19 protein-coding genes, 1 tRNA gene and 1 pseudogene are annotated in these 18745 nt (G+C 65.6%); 12 read left to right on the top strand and 9 right to left on the bottom strand.

All coding sequences use genetic code 11. The features are described 5' to 3' along the window. The first annotated feature begins 84 nt into the window (after positions 1 to 84). The 7 genes from IEY88_RS39820 (at position 85) to IEY88_RS39790 (ending at position 7516) form a co-directional block, all read left to right on the top strand. Positions 85 to 357 carry a hypothetical protein gene (locus IEY88_RS39820; protein WP_189160107.1) on the top strand — a complete coding sequence of 91 codons (273 nt, stop codon included), beginning with the start codon at positions 85 to 87 and terminating at the stop codon, positions 355 to 357. Continuing rightward, complete coding sequence (locus tag IEY88_RS39815; RefSeq protein WP_189160106.1) at positions 354 to 1175, top strand: ABC transporter permease; 822 nt, start codon at positions 354 to 356, stop codon at positions 1173 to 1175. The genes IEY88_RS39820 and IEY88_RS39815 overlap by 4 nt, the downstream gene beginning before the upstream one ends. Beyond that, positions 1172 to 3376, top strand: coding sequence for an ATP-binding protein (locus IEY88_RS39810; protein WP_189160105.1), 2205 nt, complete (start codon positions 1172 to 1174; stop codon positions 3374 to 3376). The genes IEY88_RS39815 and IEY88_RS39810 overlap by 4 nt, the downstream gene beginning before the upstream one ends. 288 nt (positions 3377 to 3664) lie before the next feature. Beyond that, the gene (locus IEY88_RS39805; protein ID WP_189160104.1) at positions 3665 to 4177 is read left to right on the top strand and encodes a DUF2742 domain-containing protein; all 513 of its coding nucleotides are present in this window, start codon (positions 3665 to 3667) and stop codon (positions 4175 to 4177) included. 40 nt (positions 4178 to 4217) lie between these two features. Next, positions 4218 to 5624, top strand: a complete 1407-nt coding sequence (locus IEY88_RS39800; RefSeq protein WP_229694196.1) for a DUF3631 domain-containing protein — start codon at positions 4218 to 4220, stop codon at positions 5622 to 5624. 285 nt (positions 5625 to 5909) lie between these two features. Beyond that, the gene (locus IEY88_RS39795) at positions 5910 to 6095 is read left to right on the top strand and encodes a helix-turn-helix transcriptional regulator (RefSeq protein WP_189160103.1); all 186 of its coding nucleotides are present in this window, start codon (positions 5910 to 5912) and stop codon (positions 6093 to 6095) included. Further along, the gene (locus IEY88_RS39790; protein ID WP_189160102.1) at positions 6092 to 7516 is read left to right on the top strand and encodes a site-specific integrase; all 1425 of its coding nucleotides are present in this window, start codon (positions 6092 to 6094) and stop codon (positions 7514 to 7516) included. The genes IEY88_RS39795 and IEY88_RS39790 overlap by 4 nt, the downstream gene beginning before the upstream one ends. A 60-nt stretch (positions 7517 to 7576) precedes the next feature. On the opposite strand, the gene IEY88_RS39785 is transcribed toward IEY88_RS39790, so the two are convergent. Beyond that, on the bottom strand, positions 7577 to 8629 hold the full coding sequence (locus IEY88_RS39785; RefSeq protein ID WP_189160101.1) for a pentapeptide repeat-containing protein: 1053 nt from the start codon (positions 8627 to 8629) through the stop codon (positions 7577 to 7579). Positions 8630 to 9056: 427 nt separating this feature from the next. Continuing rightward, positions 9057 to 9137 (bottom strand) — tRNA-Tyr (locus tag IEY88_RS39780). A 119-nt stretch (positions 9138 to 9256) separates the two neighbouring features. Between IEY88_RS39780 and IEY88_RS39775 the strand changes: the two genes are divergently transcribed. Both IEY88_RS39775 and rfbA read left to right on the top strand, forming a co-directional pair. Further along, positions 9257 to 9748, top strand: a complete 492-nt coding sequence (locus IEY88_RS39775) for a YajQ family cyclic di-GMP-binding protein (protein WP_189160100.1) — start codon at positions 9257 to 9259, stop codon at positions 9746 to 9748. Next, entirely contained in the window at positions 9745 to 10617 is an 873-nt protein-coding gene (gene rfbA / locus IEY88_RS39770; RefSeq protein WP_189160099.1) for a glucose-1-phosphate thymidylyltransferase RfbA, read from the top strand. Before IEY88_RS39775 ends, rfbA begins: the two co-directional genes overlap by 4 nt. Here the strand turns inward: rfbA and htpX are convergent. From htpX to IEY88_RS39750, 4 genes are read right to left on the bottom strand one after another with little or no spacing between them, the layout of a single operon-like run. After that, complete coding sequence (gene htpX, locus IEY88_RS39765) at positions 10614 to 11477, bottom strand: zinc metalloprotease HtpX (protein WP_189160098.1); 864 nt, start codon at positions 11475 to 11477, stop codon at positions 10614 to 10616. The two genes, rfbA and htpX, sit on opposite strands and share 4 nt — an antisense overlap. Before the next feature lie 17 nt (positions 11478 to 11494). After that, positions 11495 to 11947, bottom strand: coding sequence for a 4Fe-4S binding protein (locus IEY88_RS39760; RefSeq protein WP_189160097.1), 453 nt, complete (start codon positions 11945 to 11947; stop codon positions 11495 to 11497). Beyond that, entirely contained in the window at positions 11944 to 12489 is a 546-nt protein-coding gene (locus tag IEY88_RS39755; RefSeq protein ID WP_189160096.1) for an NADH-quinone oxidoreductase subunit C, read from the bottom strand. Before IEY88_RS39755 ends, IEY88_RS39760 begins: the two co-directional genes overlap by 4 nt. Further along, a complete protein-coding gene (locus IEY88_RS39750) occupies positions 12486 to 12896 on the bottom strand; it encodes an NADH-quinone oxidoreductase subunit B (RefSeq protein WP_189160095.1) in 411 nt (136 codons plus the stop codon). Before IEY88_RS39750 ends, IEY88_RS39755 begins: the two co-directional genes overlap by 4 nt. Positions 12897 to 13070: 174 nt before the next feature. Between IEY88_RS39750 and IEY88_RS39745 the strand changes: the two genes are divergently transcribed. Then, the gene (locus IEY88_RS39745) at positions 13071 to 14153 is read left to right on the top strand and encodes a LysR family transcriptional regulator (protein ID WP_268241289.1); all 1083 of its coding nucleotides are present in this window, start codon (positions 13071 to 13073) and stop codon (positions 14151 to 14153) included. A 64-nt stretch (positions 14154 to 14217) separates the two neighbouring features. On the opposite strand, the gene IEY88_RS39740 is transcribed toward IEY88_RS39745, so the two are convergent. After that, on the bottom strand, positions 14218 to 14367 hold the full coding sequence (locus IEY88_RS39740; protein WP_189160093.1) for a hypothetical protein: 150 nt from the start codon (positions 14365 to 14367) through the stop codon (positions 14218 to 14220). A 148-nt stretch (positions 14368 to 14515) separates the two neighbouring features. Then, positions 14516 to 14866: pseudogene (locus IEY88_RS39735) on the bottom strand (transglycosylase SLT domain-containing protein); the annotation flags it as partial. A gap of 1025 nt (positions 14867 to 15891) precedes the next feature. Here IEY88_RS39735 and IEY88_RS39730 point away from each other — a divergent pair. Next, positions 15892 to 16839, top strand: a complete 948-nt coding sequence (locus IEY88_RS39730) for a GNAT family N-acetyltransferase (protein WP_189160092.1) — start codon at positions 15892 to 15894, stop codon at positions 16837 to 16839. Positions 16840 to 17571: 732 nt separating this feature from the next. Further along, on the top strand, positions 17572 to 17946 hold the full coding sequence (locus IEY88_RS39725; RefSeq protein ID WP_189160091.1) for a helix-turn-helix domain-containing protein: 375 nt from the start codon (positions 17572 to 17574) through the stop codon (positions 17944 to 17946). A 79-nt stretch (positions 17947 to 18025) separates the two neighbouring features. On the opposite strand, the gene IEY88_RS39720 is transcribed toward IEY88_RS39725, so the two are convergent. Continuing rightward, on the bottom strand, positions 18026 to 18370 hold the full coding sequence (locus IEY88_RS39720) for a DUF4333 domain-containing protein (protein ID WP_189160090.1): 345 nt from the start codon (positions 18368 to 18370) through the stop codon (positions 18026 to 18028). Positions 18371 to 18745 lie beyond the last annotated feature (375 nt).

Genomic DNA, 18745 nt, shown 5'->3' with positions numbered 1-18745 from the left:
AACGCCCGGATCTCGGGCTCCGAGAACGGCCCCCTACCGGCTGGCCCTGCGCGAGTCCGCCCGCTCGAAGGGTGCGGTGCTCTGATGGACGAGCCGATGTTGTTGCTGTTGCTGGGTTCCAGCGTCGCGTTCGTGTGCGCGGTGCTGCTGTGGAAACTGCTGATCACCACGCTCGGCATCGCGTCCGCGCAGTGGGCCGTGATCACCGGCCTGCCGGACGAGCCCGTGGCACAAGTCCTGGCGTTCGGGATTCCAGCGCTGCTGGCTGCGTTCGCACTCATCTACGTCCCTCGCATCGCCGTCCGAGGCGCTGCGTTCTCGACCGCTCGCGTTCGCTTGAAGGGAGTCAGCCGATGACCAGCGCCTACCCCACCCGCTTGGAGGACCTGATCCCGCGCGTTCGGACGTTGGCGGAGGAGTCTGGAGAGAAGCCGTCCATCCGCGGCGTGGCCGGCACGTTCAACGTCGGTGCGAAGAAGGCTCGTGCTGCGCTCGTCGCGCTCGGCTACATCAGCGAGAACGAGCGCACCGAGATGAGCCAACACCGGTTGCAACCCGTTCCCGCGCTGGCCGACGAACCCGAACCGGTGGCACCGCCCGAGGACGCGATCGCACCTCACCTCCCCGTGCAGGGCCAGGCTTCCGACGAAGCGGAGCCCGTGGAACCGCAGGTTACCGATGCCGTGGACGCACCAGCGACGGCCCCGGAGCCAGGCTCGTCGCGGACCCGCTCGCAGGTGCGACGGTGGCCGATCGTCCTGATCGCGCTCGGTGCGTTCGTCGCGATCTGGGGCGGCTGGGTCGAGTTGGGCAAGCTCACCGGTTTCGGCGAGATCACCCCGCTTCCCGGCATCGCGGACGGCTGGACGATCAATTCCGCGATCACGCTCCCGCTCGGCATGGAGGCCTACGCCGCGCTCGCGTTGCAGGTGTGGCTGTCCGGTCGCACCCGGTCCGACAAGGCGCGCTCGTTCGCCAAGTGGTCCGCGCTCGGCGCGCTTGTGCTCGGCGCTGGCGGCCAGGTCGCCTACCACCTGATGAAGGCCGCTGGCATGACCGTTGCTCCGTGGCAGATCACCACCGTCGTGTCCTGCCTACCCGTGATCGTCCTCGGGTTCGGCGCGGCACTGGTCCACCTGATGACCGACACCCCGGAACCGGAGGAGGTGCGATGAGCAGCACGCAGCCCGACCGCACCGACAACGACGCGGGCGCGACCGTCTACGACCTGAGCGCCCGTCGTGCGGCAGCCGCCACCAGTACGGAACTCGAACCACAGCACGTGGTGGAAGGCGTTCTTCTCACCGACGAGGAGAACGCAGCCCTCGACCGCCGCATCGAGCGGAACGGCGGCATCGCACGGGTCCGGCACGCTCGCGCGACGGTCGCGCGCACTGTGCAGGTGGTTCGTCAGCACGAGCCCACCGTCAAGGCCACCCGGACCGTGCTCAGCAACTCCCTGTACGTCGTCCAGGGCTTCGAGTCCTGGGCACGGCGGCTCTGGGACGCGGGCACGTTAGGCGTGTACCGCCGTCAGATCAAGGCCGCCGAAGCGATGGGTGACCAGGAAGCGTTGCAGGACTGGACCGAGCGCAAGGAGCTGGCACAGGAACGTCGGCATCGTCGGCTGATGGACCTGCCTGGCATGGCCGCTGGACTCGCCAGGGTCACCGCGGGATCTATCGCGGTTCTCCTGATGGTGCTGCTGGTGATCTCGACGCTCGTCCAGGTCACCGACACCGGCAGGTTCCTCGCGGTGTGGGAAGGAGTCCTCGACGCGATCGGCTGGATCATCACCGCCGTCACGGTCGTGTGGACGCCGTTCGTGCTGTCCCTGCCTGCTCTGATCCTGCTCGGAGCGTGGCGCGAGGGCCGTCGTCTGGGCAGGGCTCCGGGGTGGCTGGCCACTGCAGCGGATGCTGACGCGGACGTCACGATCGACGAGACGACGATCGCACGTGCGTTGGAGGCGCTGCGGATTCCGCAGATCACCGCGTACATCAAGCAGGGCTTGCCGTTGCAGTACATCACCACCGCGCGAAAGGACGGACGCGGTACCCACGCGGTGCTCCGGCTCCCGGCCGGCGTCACCGCCGAGAAGATCGCTCGCCGACGCGGCGACCTGGCCACCGGTCTGCACCGGCTGTCCAAAGAGGTGTGGCCGACCACCGGCAGCGAAGCCGGAATCCTCGACCTGTGGGTGGCGGACAAGGGCGCGCTTGCGGAAGGAGCGGGCGCGTATCCGTTGCTGCACGAGGGAAGCGTGGACATCTTCAAGGGTGTCCCGTTCGGACGGACGCTGCGCGGTGAGCCGATCACGTGCCCGGTGCTGGAACGCAACACCATCGGCGGCGGCATGCCCGGCCAGGGCAAGTCATCGGCGGCCCGGTGCGTCATGGCGGGCGCTGCCCTAGACCCGACCGCCGAACTCCGGATCTGGGTTCCGGACGCGAACTTTGACTTCGAGGCGTTCAAGCCGCGGTGCTCGCGCTACGTCATGGGCGCCGAGGACGAGAAGATCGCGGAGATCCTGGAGCACCTGCGAGAACTGCACGAAGAGGTGCAGAGCCGCGGTGAACTGCTCATCAAGCACGAAGAGCCTGCGGTGACTCGCAAACTGGCCAGTGCCGGAGTTGGCCTGCACCCGATCGTTGCGCTGCTGGAGGAGGCGCACGTAGCGATCCAGCACGCCACCTACGGAGCGGAAATCTCGCAACTGCTGGTGGACATCGTCAGGCTCGGCCGCAAGCGAGCCATCCATCTGTTCCTGTCGACGCAGGCACCGACAAAGGACAGCATGCCTCGCGACGTCACCCGCAACTGCTCCAACGGCATCGCTTTCGCCGTCGGTGATCACGTCGCCAACGACGCCCTACTTGGTCAGGGTGCGTACGCGGCCGGCCACCGGGCAACGGAGCTGATTCCTGGCACTGACAAGGGAACCGCTGTGGTCAAGGGCTTCAGCGGCGAACGCTCGGAAATCGTTCAGGTGTACTTCCTGGACGTCTCCCGCAACAACGACCAGGTCACGCCGATCATCACGCGATCGCTGGCTGCGATCGAGGCTGCTGGACGAGGTCTCCCCGGTACCGCCATGGCGGCCCCGGTGGTCGAAGTCAGCCGCAACCTGCTCGAAGACCTCGACGCGGTGATGGGAGAGGAGCCCATCAGGGTCGCCGACCTGCCTGCGCTCCTGGCTCAACACGCGCCACGGTGGACGCCCTACCGGTCGCTCACCGGCAAGGCGCTGCGCGACCAGCTCGCCGAACTCGGCGTGAAGGTGCCGTCCACGAAGAACACCTACCCCGTCGATCCTGTCACCGTCCGTGATGCGCTTGCGCGTCAGGCGACGGCCGACCTGGACGACGAGAGCTAGCCCGAGGTACGCCGGGTTAGGTCGCGGGCTGCGGCGCAGACCCGCTCCGAACGCTGCTGGCCAGGCTTCGCAGCGCCCGACCTAACCCGGCTAACCAGCTAACTCACCCCAGCTCAGCGACGGTTCCATCCCATCTAACCCAGTCAGTTAGAAACCTAACCCAGGCTCGGTGACCTAACCCGGCCTGTCGATCGCTCCTCAGCCTCCAGCGCGGGCTTGTTCGTGGTGCCCGCGCTGTCTTCGCACGCCCACTCACTGTTACTCAGAGCAACTTGGAGATGCGACGACATGACCAGCCGCCGCACGTTCCTCACCGATCCCAGCGACGTCCAGGCGTTCGATCGCCGACCGCTGCGAGACCCGTCCATCGTCCGCGCGTGGTGTGAGCCGATGCTCCGGCCGGCATGGGCCGCCATGCGTCCCGGTGACTCCATGCCGCTGGCAGGCAGCCCGAGGTGGCAAGCGCTCAACGACGACGATCCGCGCAAGCTCGCGGCTGTCCTTCACGCAGCACTCGCGCACCTCGATGAATCCACACCGCACGCAATCGCGGCCCGCTTCGCTCGTGAGCTCGCGGCGCAGCACCAAGAGGAACAGGCGCTGCTGAAGGAGACAGCCGCTGCGGTGTCGGCCGCGATGTCCAGCGCAGGCGCGCTGAACCAGCACCTGCCGTTCTGCACCCTCACGGCTCGACGCATGACCTATGCGACGCCACCACTCACCGCCGACGAGATCCGCCGCCGCGCCTTCCGGTCGTGGGGACTCGCCGACCACCCCGCCACACGCAAGCGGGCCGCATGAACGCACCGCACAACCACGAGATCAAGAGGAGGGACATCGCGTGAGCGCCTTCATCGACACCCTGGCGGACATCGACAACGTGATCGGCGACGCCGCGACCAGTGCCCCGGCCGCCGTGATGACCTGCCACACGTGCGGCAAGCCGCTCACCGGGTCCGTGTCCGACGACTTCTGCGACGAGCCCTGCCAGACCAGGTGGTTGGCATCCCTCGCGGAGTCGAGCCCGTACGACGGTGGCCAGTCGCCCGACGAGGACCAGCCCGAGGCCGCGCCGGTGACCCCGGTCGCGTCGTGGCTCGGTGCTCCACCCGGCGTGGTGTCGCGGGCAGGCCACGAGCTGCTGGACGCGGTGACGACGTTCCTGAACCGCTTCCTGCGGTTCCCCAATGAGCACTGTGCCCCGGTCGTGGCGCTCTGGTACGCCCACACCCACCTGGCGGACCGGCTGTACGTCACGCCGCGGCTGATCCTGTCGTCCGCCGAACCCGGCAGCGGCAAGACCCGCGTGCTGGAGATCGGGCAGTACCTCGTTCACAAGCCGGAGATGACCATCTCCATGACTACGGCGGCCATCTTCCGTCTGCTGCTGGACGGCCCGGTCACGCTGATGTTCGACGAGATCGACGCGGTCTTCAGTACCCGAGGAGGCAACAACGAAGACCTACGCGGCCTGCTCAACGCTGGATACAAGCGGTCCGCGACGATCGCTCGCTGCGTCGGCGACGCGAAGTCCATGAACGTTCAGCGCTTCCCCGTGTACGCACCTGTGGCACTTGCGGGGATCGCCGGACACATGCCCGCCACGATCACGAGCCGTGCCGTCACCATCCACATGAGGAAGGCCGCCTACGGCGACGACCCCGAGGAGTTCTTGGAAGAGGACGTCGAACTCGAAGCCGCGCCGTTGCGGGCCGAACTCGCGGCATGGGCTGGTGTGGTTGCCGATCAGGTGGCGACGGCCCGGCCTGAACGTCCTGAGGGAGTCCGCAACCGCGCGGCTGAGATCTGGCGTCCGTTGCTCGCGCTCGCCGAGGCTGCGGGCGGTGACTGGCCGGCCAGGACTCGCGCGGCCTGCACGCACTTCGTCATCGACACCGCCACGAGTCAGGAGGAGTCCACCGGGGTGCAGCTCCTGGCCGCTCTGCGCGACCTCTTCACGGCGCAGGGCACCGACCGGATGCGCACGGCCGACATCCTGAGCGCGCTGCACGCTCTCGAAGAGGCCCAGTGGTCCGACATGGGTGACGGGAAAGCCCTGAACCCGCAGGGGCTTGCGCGCGAACTCAAGCGCTACGACGTCAAGCCGGTCGTGTTCGAGCCGCTCAACCCCGGCGAGAAGGCGGGTCGCGGCTACGTCACCTTCACCACCAACGGAGCCCAGGCCCAAACCGGGCTCGCCGACGCGTGGCGGCGCTACCTGCCGCCTCTGCCTTCCGCTCAGGCGTAAGGCCAGTAAGTGCCGTAAGTCGCCTGGTCACAGCAACGTCAGGGTGTAAGCGGCTTACGTCTCGCAACGTAAGCCGAGGCGACCAATACAGCAGCGGCTTACGCATCGGAATGTAAGCCGCTTACACCCCTGGACGCCTGCGACCAGGCTACTTACGGCTCTTGCGGCAGTTACGCCGCTCCGGACATCACCAGATCCGAGGCGCTGCCGCGCGCTCGGACATTCGGCGGGCTCGTTGTCTGCCGTTGCTCAACGTTCCAACCAACACGCGGAGGTGGCGTGGTCATGCGCCGACGTGAACTGCTCACGGTTGCTGAGTTCTGCAAGGAGTTCAAGATTTCCCGCTCGACGCTCTACGAGTGGATTGCCAAGCAAACGGCACCGAAGTTCTCGCGGTTGCCGAACGGACAACTGCGTTTCGACCGGAGCGACGTGGACGACTGGTTCAACGGCTGTGGGGTGGCGGCATGAAGACGAGCTTTAACGTTCGGATCTACGCCACTGATGTCTACAAGGGCACGCGAACCACGACGTATTGGGTTCGGTGGGCCGTCGAGAAGAAGCAGTTCAAGGAGAAATTCAAGACTGCTGCACTGGCGGACAGCTACCGTTCGGAACTCGTCATCGCCTCGCGCAAGGGTGAGGCGTTCTGCGTCGAGACAGGTAGCCCACTGTCGAAGCTCCGCGAGGAGACCGCGGACCTATCCACGATGTCTTGGTTCGACCTCGTCGCCAAGTTCGTCGACATGAAGTGGGACGAAGCCGCACCGACTCATCGGAAGTCCATTGCGGACGCGCTCGCGCCGATCACCGAGGCAATGATCTCTACTGATCGCGCGCGTCCTCCTCACAAGGTTCTGCGCCGCGCGATTCGCATTCACTGCAACAAGGAGCGCCGTGACCAGGAGCACCCGAGCGACGTGGCGGCGGCACTCGGGTGGCTAGCGCACAACACACGCCAAGTGTCGGAACTCTTGGATGCAGATTTTCTGCGGAAGGTGGTCGGTGCGTTCGAGCGGAAGCTCGATGGGCAGCGGGCGGCGTACGACACCATCCGGCTACGGCGCACGACGTTCGGCAGCATCTTGGCCTACGCCAACGAGATCGGCGTGTTGTCCGAGAATCCTTGGAAAGAGGTGAAGGTTAAGAAGCACAAGGTAGTCGCCAAGGAGGTTGATCGTCGCTGCGTGGCGAACCCGATCCAGTTCCGCACGGTGCTGCGTGAGGTGGCCGGCATCGGCCGTACGGGCCGCAAGTTGGTGGCGTTCTTCGCGCTGATGTTCTTCGCGGCGCTCCGGCCCGAGGAGGCTTCCAACGTCAGGCTCTACAACCTGCGGCTCCCGCCGAAAGTGTGGAACGAGGAGGCGCAGCGTTGGGAGGTTCACGAGTGGGGCGTGATCGACCTAGAGGGGGCGGCCCCTGAGGTAGGTAGCGAGTGGACGGATAGCGGCAAGCGGCATGAGGAGCGGGAACTCAAGCACCGTCACAAGGGCTTCGGCCGACCGGTCCCGATGTGCCCTGAGTTGGCTCTCTATCTCTACGAGCACATCGAGATGTTCGGCATTGGACCGCGCGGGCTGCTGTTCGTCGCCGAGCGCGGCGGGCGCATTGGCAGCTCGACCTACGGGCGGGCCTGGGATCTCGCCCGCAAGATCGCGTTCACGGCGGAGGTGGCGGCCGGTCCACTGGCGAAAAGGCCGTACGACCTACGTCATGCCTGCGTGACATTCTGGCTCAACCTGGTCAAGGAGCCCAAGCGGGTCGCAGAGTGGGCAGGGCACAGCCTAGCGGTACTGCTGCGCGAGTATGCGAAGTGCATCGACGGTGGCGAGCAAGAAGCCCTCAGAAGAATTCAGGACGGACTCAGCGGATCGACCTCAAAATCCAGGTAGTGAGATCACTCTCAAATAGCCACTCTCACAACTCCTCCATAAGTTTTCAATTGAAATTGACTACTCAGGCGCATCGAGATACATCTTTACTTCATCGGGGATGTTTCTACCGAAGTGCACCTGATCGAATCGAGTCGTTCCACCGAACCACGAATCAGTGAAATTTACGCCACCATCGAAGCGTGCCGCATCAAACCGAGTGACTCCATCAAAGCGCGCTTGCTCAAAGTAAGCAGAACTACCAAAGTTGGCGTTAGAAAACGCCGCCAGGTTCTTGAACTCGGCTTTTGCAAAGCTTGCATACCCGTCAAACCGCACATCGAGAAAGCCAGCAAAATCCTCAAAACACACTCTCGCAAACAACGCAGACCCACCGAAGTGCGCGCCGTTAAAGTCGGCAAGATAACTAAAGTTTGCGTCACTGAAGTAGGAGTCTCCGACAAACTGCGCGTTACTAAACTTCGCAGCCCGAACATCGACGCTGCTGAAGACCAGATCCACGAGCACAGCGTTAGTCAAATCGATAGTTATTCCAGGCCAGAACGTCGTCATCGACTTAATATCACCTTTGCCGAGACGTAGATGGTCAGCCAGAATTCGCTGGGCAGCTTGGCGAACTTCGCGTTCTTCGACTCGCTCACGATATAAACGGAGGATCGTTTCCTCCGCATCATCAGCAGGTCGATGACCTGGCAAAGAGTAGGGCATGCGCAAGTAAGCACACAGCACATTAACGATGGTCTGCCGCTGAGGCGGATTATCTTGAGCGAGACGCTCAAGAGCGTACAGACCACCTAGGCGGACGGGAGCCTTGTCCGAGCCAAGCTGTTCAACGGCCTTGGTGTAGAGGTCGGTGATTCGACGTTCGCGAGCGTCAGCCTCGACATGCTCATGGTCGCGGTCCTTCTGAGTCAGCGCGGTCGCCGCTTGGGCAAGCGTAATCTCTGCGGCTCGTTGCCGTCGCCAGGAAAGGTAGAGGGCAAGGGCTCCTCCTCCGCCGATACCGATACCGAGTCCAGTACGAAGGGCATCTAGTCGGGCAGTAACCAGTTTGTCCCCGTTAAGTCCCGCAGTCCCTGCCCACCACAAGGCCACCACTACAGCGATGGTCACCAGGACGATGCCACCGACAACCACGATGACCGCCCGTCTAGATAGAGGCGTCATCGGCTGCACGGTCGCGATTGCTGGCCTGGGCGTCTCAGGCTCCGACGAGCCGGGTGTCTGGGCAGATGCGCTCACACCAGTTCATCACCACGGAGAGCTCCAGCGCTACAGCTAGACGCTCGATACGTACCGCTAGACGCTTGACCGATGACGGTGGGCATCTCTGGTCGCTCGATCATTGAGCATCTCCAATGTCTCGACCGAACACCCGCAATCCAGGCAGAGGGATGCCGCTAGGCCGAGCCGTGCCCAACTTCGGCACGTATTCGGCACAGACACCAGCAACCGGCCGGATCGAGCCGTACGCAGCCGGACAGCACGACGAAGGCCCTGTGACCAGAGCTTCCTGGTCACAGGGCCTTCAGTACTGCTGTGGCGGGTAGAGGATTCGAACCTCTGTAGCTTTCGCGACGGATTTACAGTCCGCTCCCATTGGCCGCTCGGGCAACCCGCCCCACACCGCCGTAACGGTGCAGGCGGAACAATACATAACCCCTTCGGGAGGACCCAAATCGGGGTCCCCCAGTAGCATCGACGCTGGCTGTGACCCCGAGATCGTTGGAGAGTGAAGTCGTGGCGGACCCGTCGTTCGACGTGGTGAGCAAGGTGGACCGGCAGGAGGTCGACAACGCGCTCAACCAGGCCTCGAAGGAGCTGAGCACGCGCTTCGACTTCCGCGGGACCAACACCACAGTGGCCTGGGCCGGCGAGGAGGCGATCACCTTCACCTCCGAGACCGAGGAGCGTTGCAAGGCGGCGATCGACGTCTTCCAGGAGAAGCTGGTCAAGCGCAACATCTCTATGAAGGCGTTCGAGGTGGGCGAGCCCGCCATCTCCGGCAAGGTGTTCAAGGTCACGGGAAATCTCGTGCAGGGCATCACGTCCGAGAAGGCCAAGGAGATCGCCAAGAAGATCCGCGACGAGGCGCCCAAGGGTGTCCAGGCGCAGATCCAGGGTGACCAGTTGCGGGTGTCCGGCAAGAAGAAGGACCACCTGCAGGACGTCATCTCGTTGCTGAAGGGTTCTGACTTCGGCATCGCCCTCCAGTTCACCAACTACCGATGAAGGGCATCGTCCTCGCCGGTGGCAGCGGGTCGCGGCTGCACCCGATCACGCAGGCCGTCTCCAAGCAGCTCCTGCCGGTGTACGACAAGCCGATGATCTACTACCCGCTGTCGGTGCTCATGCTGGCGGGCATCCGGGAGGTGCTGATCATCAGCACGCCCACCGACTTGCCGCTGTTCCGGCGGTTGCTCGGCGACGGGTCGCAGTGGGGCATGTCGTTCGAGTACGCGGAGCAGGCCGCGCCGAACGGGCTCGCTGAGGCGTTCGTCATCGGTGCTGACTTCGTCGGTGGTGACGACGTGGCGCTGGTGCTGGGCGACAACATCTTCTACGGCCAGGGTTTCTCCACCACGCTGCAGCAGAACGCGTCCTCTTTGGACGGCTGTGTGCTCTTCGGCTACCAGGTGAAGGATCCCGAGCGGTACGGCGTGGGTGAGGTCGACGCGACGGGCAAGCTGTTGTCCATCGAGGAGAAGCCCGCGAAGCCGAAGTCGAACCGGGCGATCACCGGGCTCTACTTCTACGACAACGGTGTGGTGGACATCTCGCGGAACCTCAAGCCGTCGCCGCGGGGCGAGCTGGAGATCACCGACGTCAACCTCGCCTACCTGCGCGAGGGGCGTGCGCGGCTGGTGGACCTGAGTCGCGGGTTCGCGTGGCTCGACACCGGCACGCACGACTCGCTGCTCGAGGCCGGGCAGTTCGTGCAGGTGCTGGAGCACCGGACGGGCGTGCGCATCGCGTGTCCCGAGGAGATCGCGCTGCGCATGGGCTTCATCTCAGCGCAGGAGTGCTACGCGCTCGGCGAGAAGCTCGGCAAGTCCGGGTACGGCGAGTACCTCATGGCCGTGGCGAAGGCAGGGCGTTAACGCCTCGCCATCTCCTCGAGCCTGCGGATGCGGTCGGCGATCGGCGGGTGGGTCGAGAACCACTTCGCGAACTGCTCCCCCGAACGGAACGGGTTCGCGATCATCAGGTGGCTCTGCGACACCACCCCCGGCTCCGGCGCGAGCGGCGCCGCCCGCGTCCCCAGCTCGATCTTGCGCAGGGCCGAGGCCAGCGCCAGCGGGTCGCCCGTCAGTTCGGAACCGGACTGGTCCGCCTGGAACTCGCGCGAGCGGCTCACGGCCAGGCGCACGACGGTGGCCGCGATCGGGCCCAGCAGCGCGATCATCAGCAGGCCCAGGGGGCCTGGGCCGTCGTCGTCGGAGTCGCCTCCGCCGAAGATGCCGGCGAACAGGGCCAGGTTCGCGAGCATCGTGATCACGCCGGCCAGCGCGCCGGCCACGCAGCTGATCAGGATGTCGCGGTTGTAGACGTGCGCGAGCTCGTGGCCGACCACGGCCCGCAGTTCGCGTTCGTCGAGCAGGTCCAGGATGCCGGTGGTGCAGCACACGGCCGCGTTGCGCGGGTTGCGGCCCGTCGCGAACGCGTTCGGTGCGACCGTCGGGCTCAGGAAGAGCCTGGGCATGGGCTGGCGCGCCTTCTGCGACAGCTCCCGCACGATCGCGTAGAGCACTGGTTGCTCCACCTGCGACACGGGCACCGCCCGCATCGCGCGCAGCGCGAGCTTGTCCGAGTTGAAGTACGCGTAGGCGTTCACGCCCAAGGCCAACACCAGGCCGATGACCAGTGCAGTCCGGCCGAACAGGCTGCTGACCAGCACGATCAGCGCGCTCATCCCGCCGAGCAGCACGGCCGTCTTCAACCCGTTGAAGTGCTTGTGCACGGTTTCGCCTCCGGGTTTTACGTCCTACCCCTCAACGAACCAGGCCTGCGTCCGGTTCCTGCGGCTGTTTCGGGCGCCGGCTCCGCGGCCGGGTCGAGCGCGGGTGGCGGCGGCACCTTCTCGACCCAGGTGGACAGCACGTCCCGTTCGTGGACGAGCTCCGCCACGGCACCCTCGCCGTCGATCGAGCCCGTGCCCGGATAACCGAACTCCGGCGCCCAGTGCAGGGCGTCGAACGGGCAGACCTCGACGCAGATGCCGCAGTAGAGACACTGGCCGTAGTCGATCGCGAACCGGTCGAGCACGTTGCGGCTGCGCGCGCGGGCGCTGCCGGGCTGCTCCTCGACCTCGGTGTGCGACGTGATGTGGATGCACCAGTCAGGACATTCGCGCGCGCAGATCATGCAGACCGTGCAGTTGGCCTCCAACAGCGCGATGACGCCTCTCGTGCGCGGTGGCAGGTTCGTCACGACTGCGGCTCCTCTTCACGGCGCGGGCCCCACGACGGGTCCGGCACTCCGGGTGGTGCGGTGCGGCGGCGGCTCGGCGCGCTCGTGTTGTCCTCGCCCGGTTCGAGGGCGCCCGGCCACGGACGCACGACGCGTGAGGCGAGCACGAAGTCCTTGCGCAGCGGATGGCCCTGGAAGCTGTCGGGCAGCAGCAGGTGCTCGGACTTGCTGTCGACGGTGACGCCGAGCACCACTCCGAACATTTCGGCAGCCTCGCGCTCGTGCCACCCGGCGCCCTTCCAGAGGTGCGCGACGCTCGGCAGCGCGTCCTCAGGGCTCAGCTCGGTGCGCAGCATGACGCCCTCGCGCGTCTGCGGGTTGATCACGTGCAGGAACACCGCGTGGCGCTGACCCACAGCACCCGGCCGGCCCGCGTCCTCGACGCCGAGCCAGTCGAACATCACGAAGCCCTCCGCGTGGTGGGCCGTGGCCGTGGTGAGCCAGTCGGCGAGCTCCACGTGGTGGATCGTCTGGCCGAACGCGGTCTTCGCCGTCGCCGTCATGCGTTCACCAGCCCGTGCAGCGCCTTCAGGCCCTCGAGCAGCGCTTCGGGCCGCGGCGGGCAACCGGGAACGGCGACGTGGACCGGCAGGGCCTGGTCGATCCCCTTGGTGACGCTGTAGGAATCCCAGTACGGGCCGCCGGTGTTGCTGCAGGCGCCCACGGAGATCACGTAGCGGGGTTCGGGCATGGCCTCGTAACTGCGGAGCACAGCGGGCAACATGACGTCCGTGACGGTGCCGGAGACAACGAGAACGTGCGCCTCGCCCGCGCCGTCGACCGGCGTGACGCTGAGGTCGGGAAGGCGGTCCAGAGCTGCCATCACCTCGACCCCGCAGCAGGCGAGTCCGAGTTCGAGCACGGTGACCTGGTAGGTGGTGCCCCATTCCAGGCGAGCGGAAGCCGTCACAACGGCTGAGGGTAATACTTGGGGGCCCGCCGGCTTGCGCCTGGCGGACCCCCACCCCCCAATGATTCCCCCCGGAATCGGCTCCCACGCGTGGTCGCCGCAGATAGTTTTGTACACCGCGGGATAAGTGTCCAGGGATTTGCCGACAGGATCTGCAGATCATTTGTCGGCGAAATGCGGTCAAGTTCAGTTCAACTGATCGACAGAACATCAGAGAGGGTCCCGATGTCCGGCTCGTCCCAGTTGGTGCTTCCCACCAGCACCTCGTTGCACCGTTTGCTGAACATGCCCGGTGCACTACTGGATACCACGATGGACCAGCTCAGGACCCTTCTCACCGTGCATGAGACCCGTTCGGCCCTACGAGCGGCGCGGGCGTTGGGGCGTGAGCAGTCGAGCGTGCAGAAGCAGCTCGACACGTTGAACAGGAACTTTGTGGAACTGTGCGGCGAAGCGCTCGTGGTGAAGCAGGGACGCGGAAAGGACGTGTTGTTCACGCCCACTGGTGAGTCGATCGTCGAATTGGCGCGGGAGACGCTCGCGGAGTGGCTCGACGGAATTCACGAGTGCCGCCGCAAGCTCGGCACGACCGTCACCGTCGGCACGACGCGATACATGCTCGACACGCTCGCGAAGGCATGGCACCACGTGGCCGACGAGTTCCAGGAGCGCGACGTCGACCTCAAGGTCGTGCACATCCGCACCAAGGACATCTGGACGAAGCTGGAGACGCAGGAGGTCGACGTCGTGTGCGGCAGCGTCGTCACGCGGGCCGGCCAGGGCTGGGAGCGTCCTGAGTTCGAGGTGATCCAGTGGCGCAGGGGCGGGCTCGCCCTGCTGACGAACCTGCCGGAGACCGTCGTCGGGGACCGGGTCCGCGTGCCGGCGTTGCGGTCGGTGCCGCTGGTCGTGCCGGGGGCGGGGCTGATCGCGGAGTTCCTGCGCGGCTGGTTCGGCCCGGACTACCGCCAGGGCCTCGACATCGCCGCGGAGATCGACGAGATCCAGTACGGCATCTCCCTGCTGCGCTCCAACCTCGTGAAGGGCGCCATGATCGTCACGTCCGGCCTGGGGGTGGTGGCGGCGAACAACGAGCTGCGCGAGGGAAGCGGTCTGCGCGTGGTTCAGCTCGCCGACGATTCGCTGGAACGGCTCGTGGGCGTCTTCGCGAGGACGGACGCGCTCGAGAAGCACCCGGCGGACCATCCGCTGAAGCTCCTGTGGGCCGCGTTCGAGCGGGAGGCTCCGCCCCTGTGAGCCGTCTCCCCGTGCGCACGCAGAAGCGCCCCGGCCGCAGTCGGGGCGCTTCTGTCGTTCCTGCCTATTTCTTCGCGGGTGTCATGGCGTCGTGCTCAGGCCTGCGTTGCTCGACTTTGGGACAATGTTGGGCTTTGGCCATCTTGGCCAGCCAACTCGTCGCCTCCGAGCGGATCTTCTCCAGCTCGTCGTCGCGTGCCTGTTGCTCGTTCATCGGCCACTCCCTGCGTTCGGGGATCGCGTTCGATGGGAGCACTACCGGGCGTGTGCCCGCTAGGGCCGCCATGCTTGTGGGTGAACCTGATTGACAGCATCGTCCGCCGATGGGTTTCCCGCACCCCGACACGGCGATTTCGGCCCTTTTAGTACCCCAGGTAGCCGCCACCCAGGTTCATGTTGACCAGACCCGGGTGGTTGTGGAAGCCGCCGTAGCGCGCGTAGGTGTAGCGAACGCCCGCGATGATGTTGTCGACCGGCGCGAGGATATTGTCGTACCCCGCCAGCTTGTAGGCCCGGAACGTCGGGTCGATGCACTGCATCAGGCCCTTGGACGGCGTGCCCCGCATCGCGTTGGAGTCCCAGTTGTTGACGGCGTTGGGGTTGCCGTTCGACTCCTTCATGATGATCGTGTAGATCTCGTCGATCGAGCCGTTGTCGATGTTGGTGCCGTTGGCCTGCAGGATCTTGATGGCGTCCTTGATCCAGGCCTCGACCTCGCGCTGCTTGGCGGGCTTGCGCATCTCGATCTGACGCTCGGCCTCGGCCTTGGCAGCGGCCTCGCGCTGGGCGTGGGCGTCCGCGGCGACCTTCGTGGCCTGCTGGAACGTCTGCTGCGCGTACATCTGCTGGAACTGCAGGAGACGGCCGACCTGGCTGCCGGGGTTCACGTCGTGGACCGTCGTGATGGTCTTGGCCTGCTGGTCGGGGAGAGCGCCCAGCTCGGCCGCACCCGCGGCGAGTTCGGTCGAGGAACCGCTGGTCGCGGCGTTGGCGATGGCGGCGGTGCCGGCGGCGACACCTGCTGCGACGACGATCGCGCTCACACGGTGGGCAAGCGGAACCTTGTCGTCCTCGACGCGGTGAGCGCCGGGCTTGACTTCTTGTCGGGGCACGACCGTGTACACGGTTCGGCCATCGGCCTTGCTGTGCCGGGCCAAGGGGGAGCCTCCTGCGTCGGGGAGCTTGGCCACTGGACTGTCCCGGCGGGGGATTCCGGGCCGGACTTCGGACCCCAGTGGTACAGGGCCCGTGTCCTGCCAGTGACCAAACCGTTATCGGCGGGCGAGAACGTAACCTCGCGTCACGAGCGCAGGCAAGCCCCAGCGCCCGTTGGGTGACTCTCGTCACGTTTCCGATGAGATGGGCTATCCGTTGCTGACAGACAGTCAACGAGCCTTGTGAGTCCTGCGTAAGTTCATCGTTGCCTCCTGACGAACTGACGGAGCTGTCTGTTGGTTCGCTGCTAGCCCGGCTCTCGTTATGGGTTACGTCCACGATCACGCGATCGAGTGGTGCCGTCACGCTTGGTAGTAGTTGTGAGGTGCGGAGGTGCTGAACTGCGAGGACTTGATCGCTGGACAGCGTTTTTCTCGGTCTGACGAGGGGTACGGAGTGGCCGCGTGTCCGGTTCACCCAATGTTGTGGGTTAACTCTTGCGGTTCTGTTCCAAGGCCTTGAGAGCCTCACGTGCGCCGGGAACTGGAGCGACAGCCCGCAGCGGCCTGATTACGTTCGCCGCATGCCTTCAGGTCTCACGTGGCGCCCGCTCACGCGCGAGGACGCCCAAACGTCGGCCGACCTCCTCAACGCGATCGAGGTCGTCGACAAGATCGGCGAGAACTACACGGCGGAGGACTGCCTCACCGAGCTCGACGATCCGTACGCGGACCTGGAACGCGCCAGCCTCGCGGCGTTCGACGGCGACGTGATGGTCGGCTACATGAAGATCCAGTACCGGCCGACCGCCGTCGAGGTCCACAACGTCTCGCTGGACGGCGGCGTTCATCCGTCGTACCGCCGCCAGGGCATCGGCACGCGGCTAGTGCAGGCCGGCATCTCGTCGGCTCGCGTCCTGCACGCGCTGCACCACCCGGCGTTGCGGCTGGCGATCAACGTCCACAAGGCCGAGCACATCTCGGGCCTGGCCCCGTTGCTCAGCGCTGCGGACTTCACGCCCGTTCGCTACTTCCAGCGCATGGAGCACTCGCTGGTCGACGTTCCGGCGGCCGGTGACGCTCGGATCGAGCCGTGGTCCGCGGCGATCGACGAGGAGTTCCGGCACGTGCGGAACGAGGCGTACCGGTTGAACTGGGGCTCGACGCCGATGCCGGTGGAGCTCTGGAAGAACAAGATCACCAACCAGACGTTCCGGCCTTCCGCCAGCTTCCTGCTGCGCGACGCCGGTGCCGCGGTGGGCATGTTGGTGACGATGAACTGGGAGGCGGACACGGAGGCCACCGGCGTGCGTGACGCGCACTTCATGGTCATCGGGACGTTGCCCGGTCATCGGAACCGCGGCATCGCGAGCGCGCTGCTCGGCCACGCGCTGCGGGCTGCCGCCGACCAGGGGTACGACCGCGCGCTGCTGAGCGTGGACTCGGAGAACTCCACCGGAGCGTTCGGGATCTTCGAGCGGGCCGGGTTCGTGCCGACGATGCGTTATGTGCGGTGGGCGCTGGAGGTCTGAGCTTCGATCGCCTGCACCAGTTGGGCGGGGGTCAGCCAGTCCTCGCTACTCGCCACCCTCTGTCGTTCGTGACCCCAAGCTCGGTATCGAGCGCCGGGCGATCTGCCCAGGTGGAAGCAGCTGGGTCACCCGAATGAGGAAATCTATGGTGGCTGGGGTAGACATTGCCTTCCCGATGGAGTTAGTCTTCTCCTCGTTGAACGAGAGATAACATGGCACGGGAGATGATGAACTGCCCGTGAGGTGAACGCAGGACGGTCAGGCGTGTCAGAACGCAAGAACCAGAGCCGACCGCCGCTTCACCAGCAGGTGCAAGACGCAGTTGAAGTGCAGTGCGAAGTGCAAGACGGTCAGATGTGCCGGAGCCGATCAGTGGAAGGGGTTCTGGCAGGTGACCGAGGGCAGTCGGTGAACGAGAGTCCGGCACGTGCATGAGGTCCGGTGCCGACAGCCACGTGAGAACACGAAAGTCAGTGATCAGAGGAGAAGGGAAGGGTTGCACACCATCGGATCGCCCGCCTTCGGCTGAACTCGGCCGGACGGGTACCGCGGTTCCATCAGATTGGAAGGTGGTCTTCGGTTACGCACACGCGATCCCCGCAACGCCCGCTCGCAGTACGGGGCATGCGGACAGAGGAAGCCGGTCTCACGGCCGGCTAGGTGGAAGTGAAACCCAACAACCCTGGGGCCCCGGTGCTACGGCATCGGGGCCCCTCGTGATGCGGAGGCGCGATGACCCCAGAATCCGACAAATCTGCGATCGAACCGCAGACCACAGCGGAGAAGTTCGACGACGAGCACTACCCCGCCTACTCGATGGGCCGGGCCGCGGAACTGCTCGACACCTCGGCGAACTTCCTGCGCAGCCTGGACGAGGCGAAGCTCATCGAGCCGCAGCGCTCAGCCGGCGGACACCGCCGGTACAGCCGCTACCAACTGCGTCTGGCCGCCCGCGTCCGCGCCTTGGTCGACCAGGGCACGGCACTGGACGCCGCCTGCCGCATCGTCACTCTGGAAGACCAGCTCCAGGAAGCCCGGGCGCTCAACGCCAGGCTCACGCCGCCGCCGGCGACCGATGAGCCGCGCCCGCCGTTGCACAGCGTGTAGCCGGATGCCACGACTGATCTGCGCTGGCGGAGGCCTGACCGGCTTTCACCGAGCGCAGATCATGCGCGTGGCCTTCGCATCACTGCGACAGCGGTCCGACCTCGAGCGCGGCGGACTCGGCGTCCACGACGACCACCCGCACGGTCTTGAGCTTGCCGTTGTGCAGGACCGAGCACCCGAACGCGGCCCCTTGCCTGATCTCGACGTTCTCCGCGCAGGTCATGTCACTGCTGGTGTCGGGCAGGTCGTGCCTGTCGAGCAGAACCTCGTGAACCCGCTTGGCCAGCTTGTCGCTGTCGAAGGTCATCTGTTGGTGCACCACGATCGGCACGCCGGAAATCATGACTCGTCCAGTCAGCAGCACGGCGCACACTGCGACCAGCACCGCGGACACGCTCACCACCACTTGCGCGATCCGGCTCATCGCGACTTCATATCCGACCAGTTGCGGGGGCGAGGGTCGATTGAACGAACTCGCGGACGCCGAAGGCCCCCGGCATCGTCGACGGGGGCCTTCGGCGGAGAAGCTGCGTGGGCGAGGTCTAGCCGCGCAGTTCCATCGTGCGGAGCTTCCACGCTCACAGAGGCACGACCATGACCTGCGATGGAGGTGTTGAACGCCACTGACCAGCCTTGGGCGTTCCACACATGTTCCATAACCCGTGGATCAGCCCTCGGCCAGCGGCTCAACCGTTCGAACACGTTGAGAGGCTTGGCTGGCGCTCGCTGGGAGTTCAGTACACCCAGCGCCACACAGACAGCCAGATTGCCCACCGCCAACTCCAAAGGTTGGACCAAC

Source organism: Lentzea pudingi (assembly GCF_014646255.1).
GTDB lineage: Bacteria > Actinomycetota > Actinomycetes > Mycobacteriales > Pseudonocardiaceae > Lentzea > Lentzea pudingi.
The sequence above is the reverse complement of the archived record's forward strand: the minus strand, read 5'-3'. Positions and strand labels throughout refer to the sequence as shown.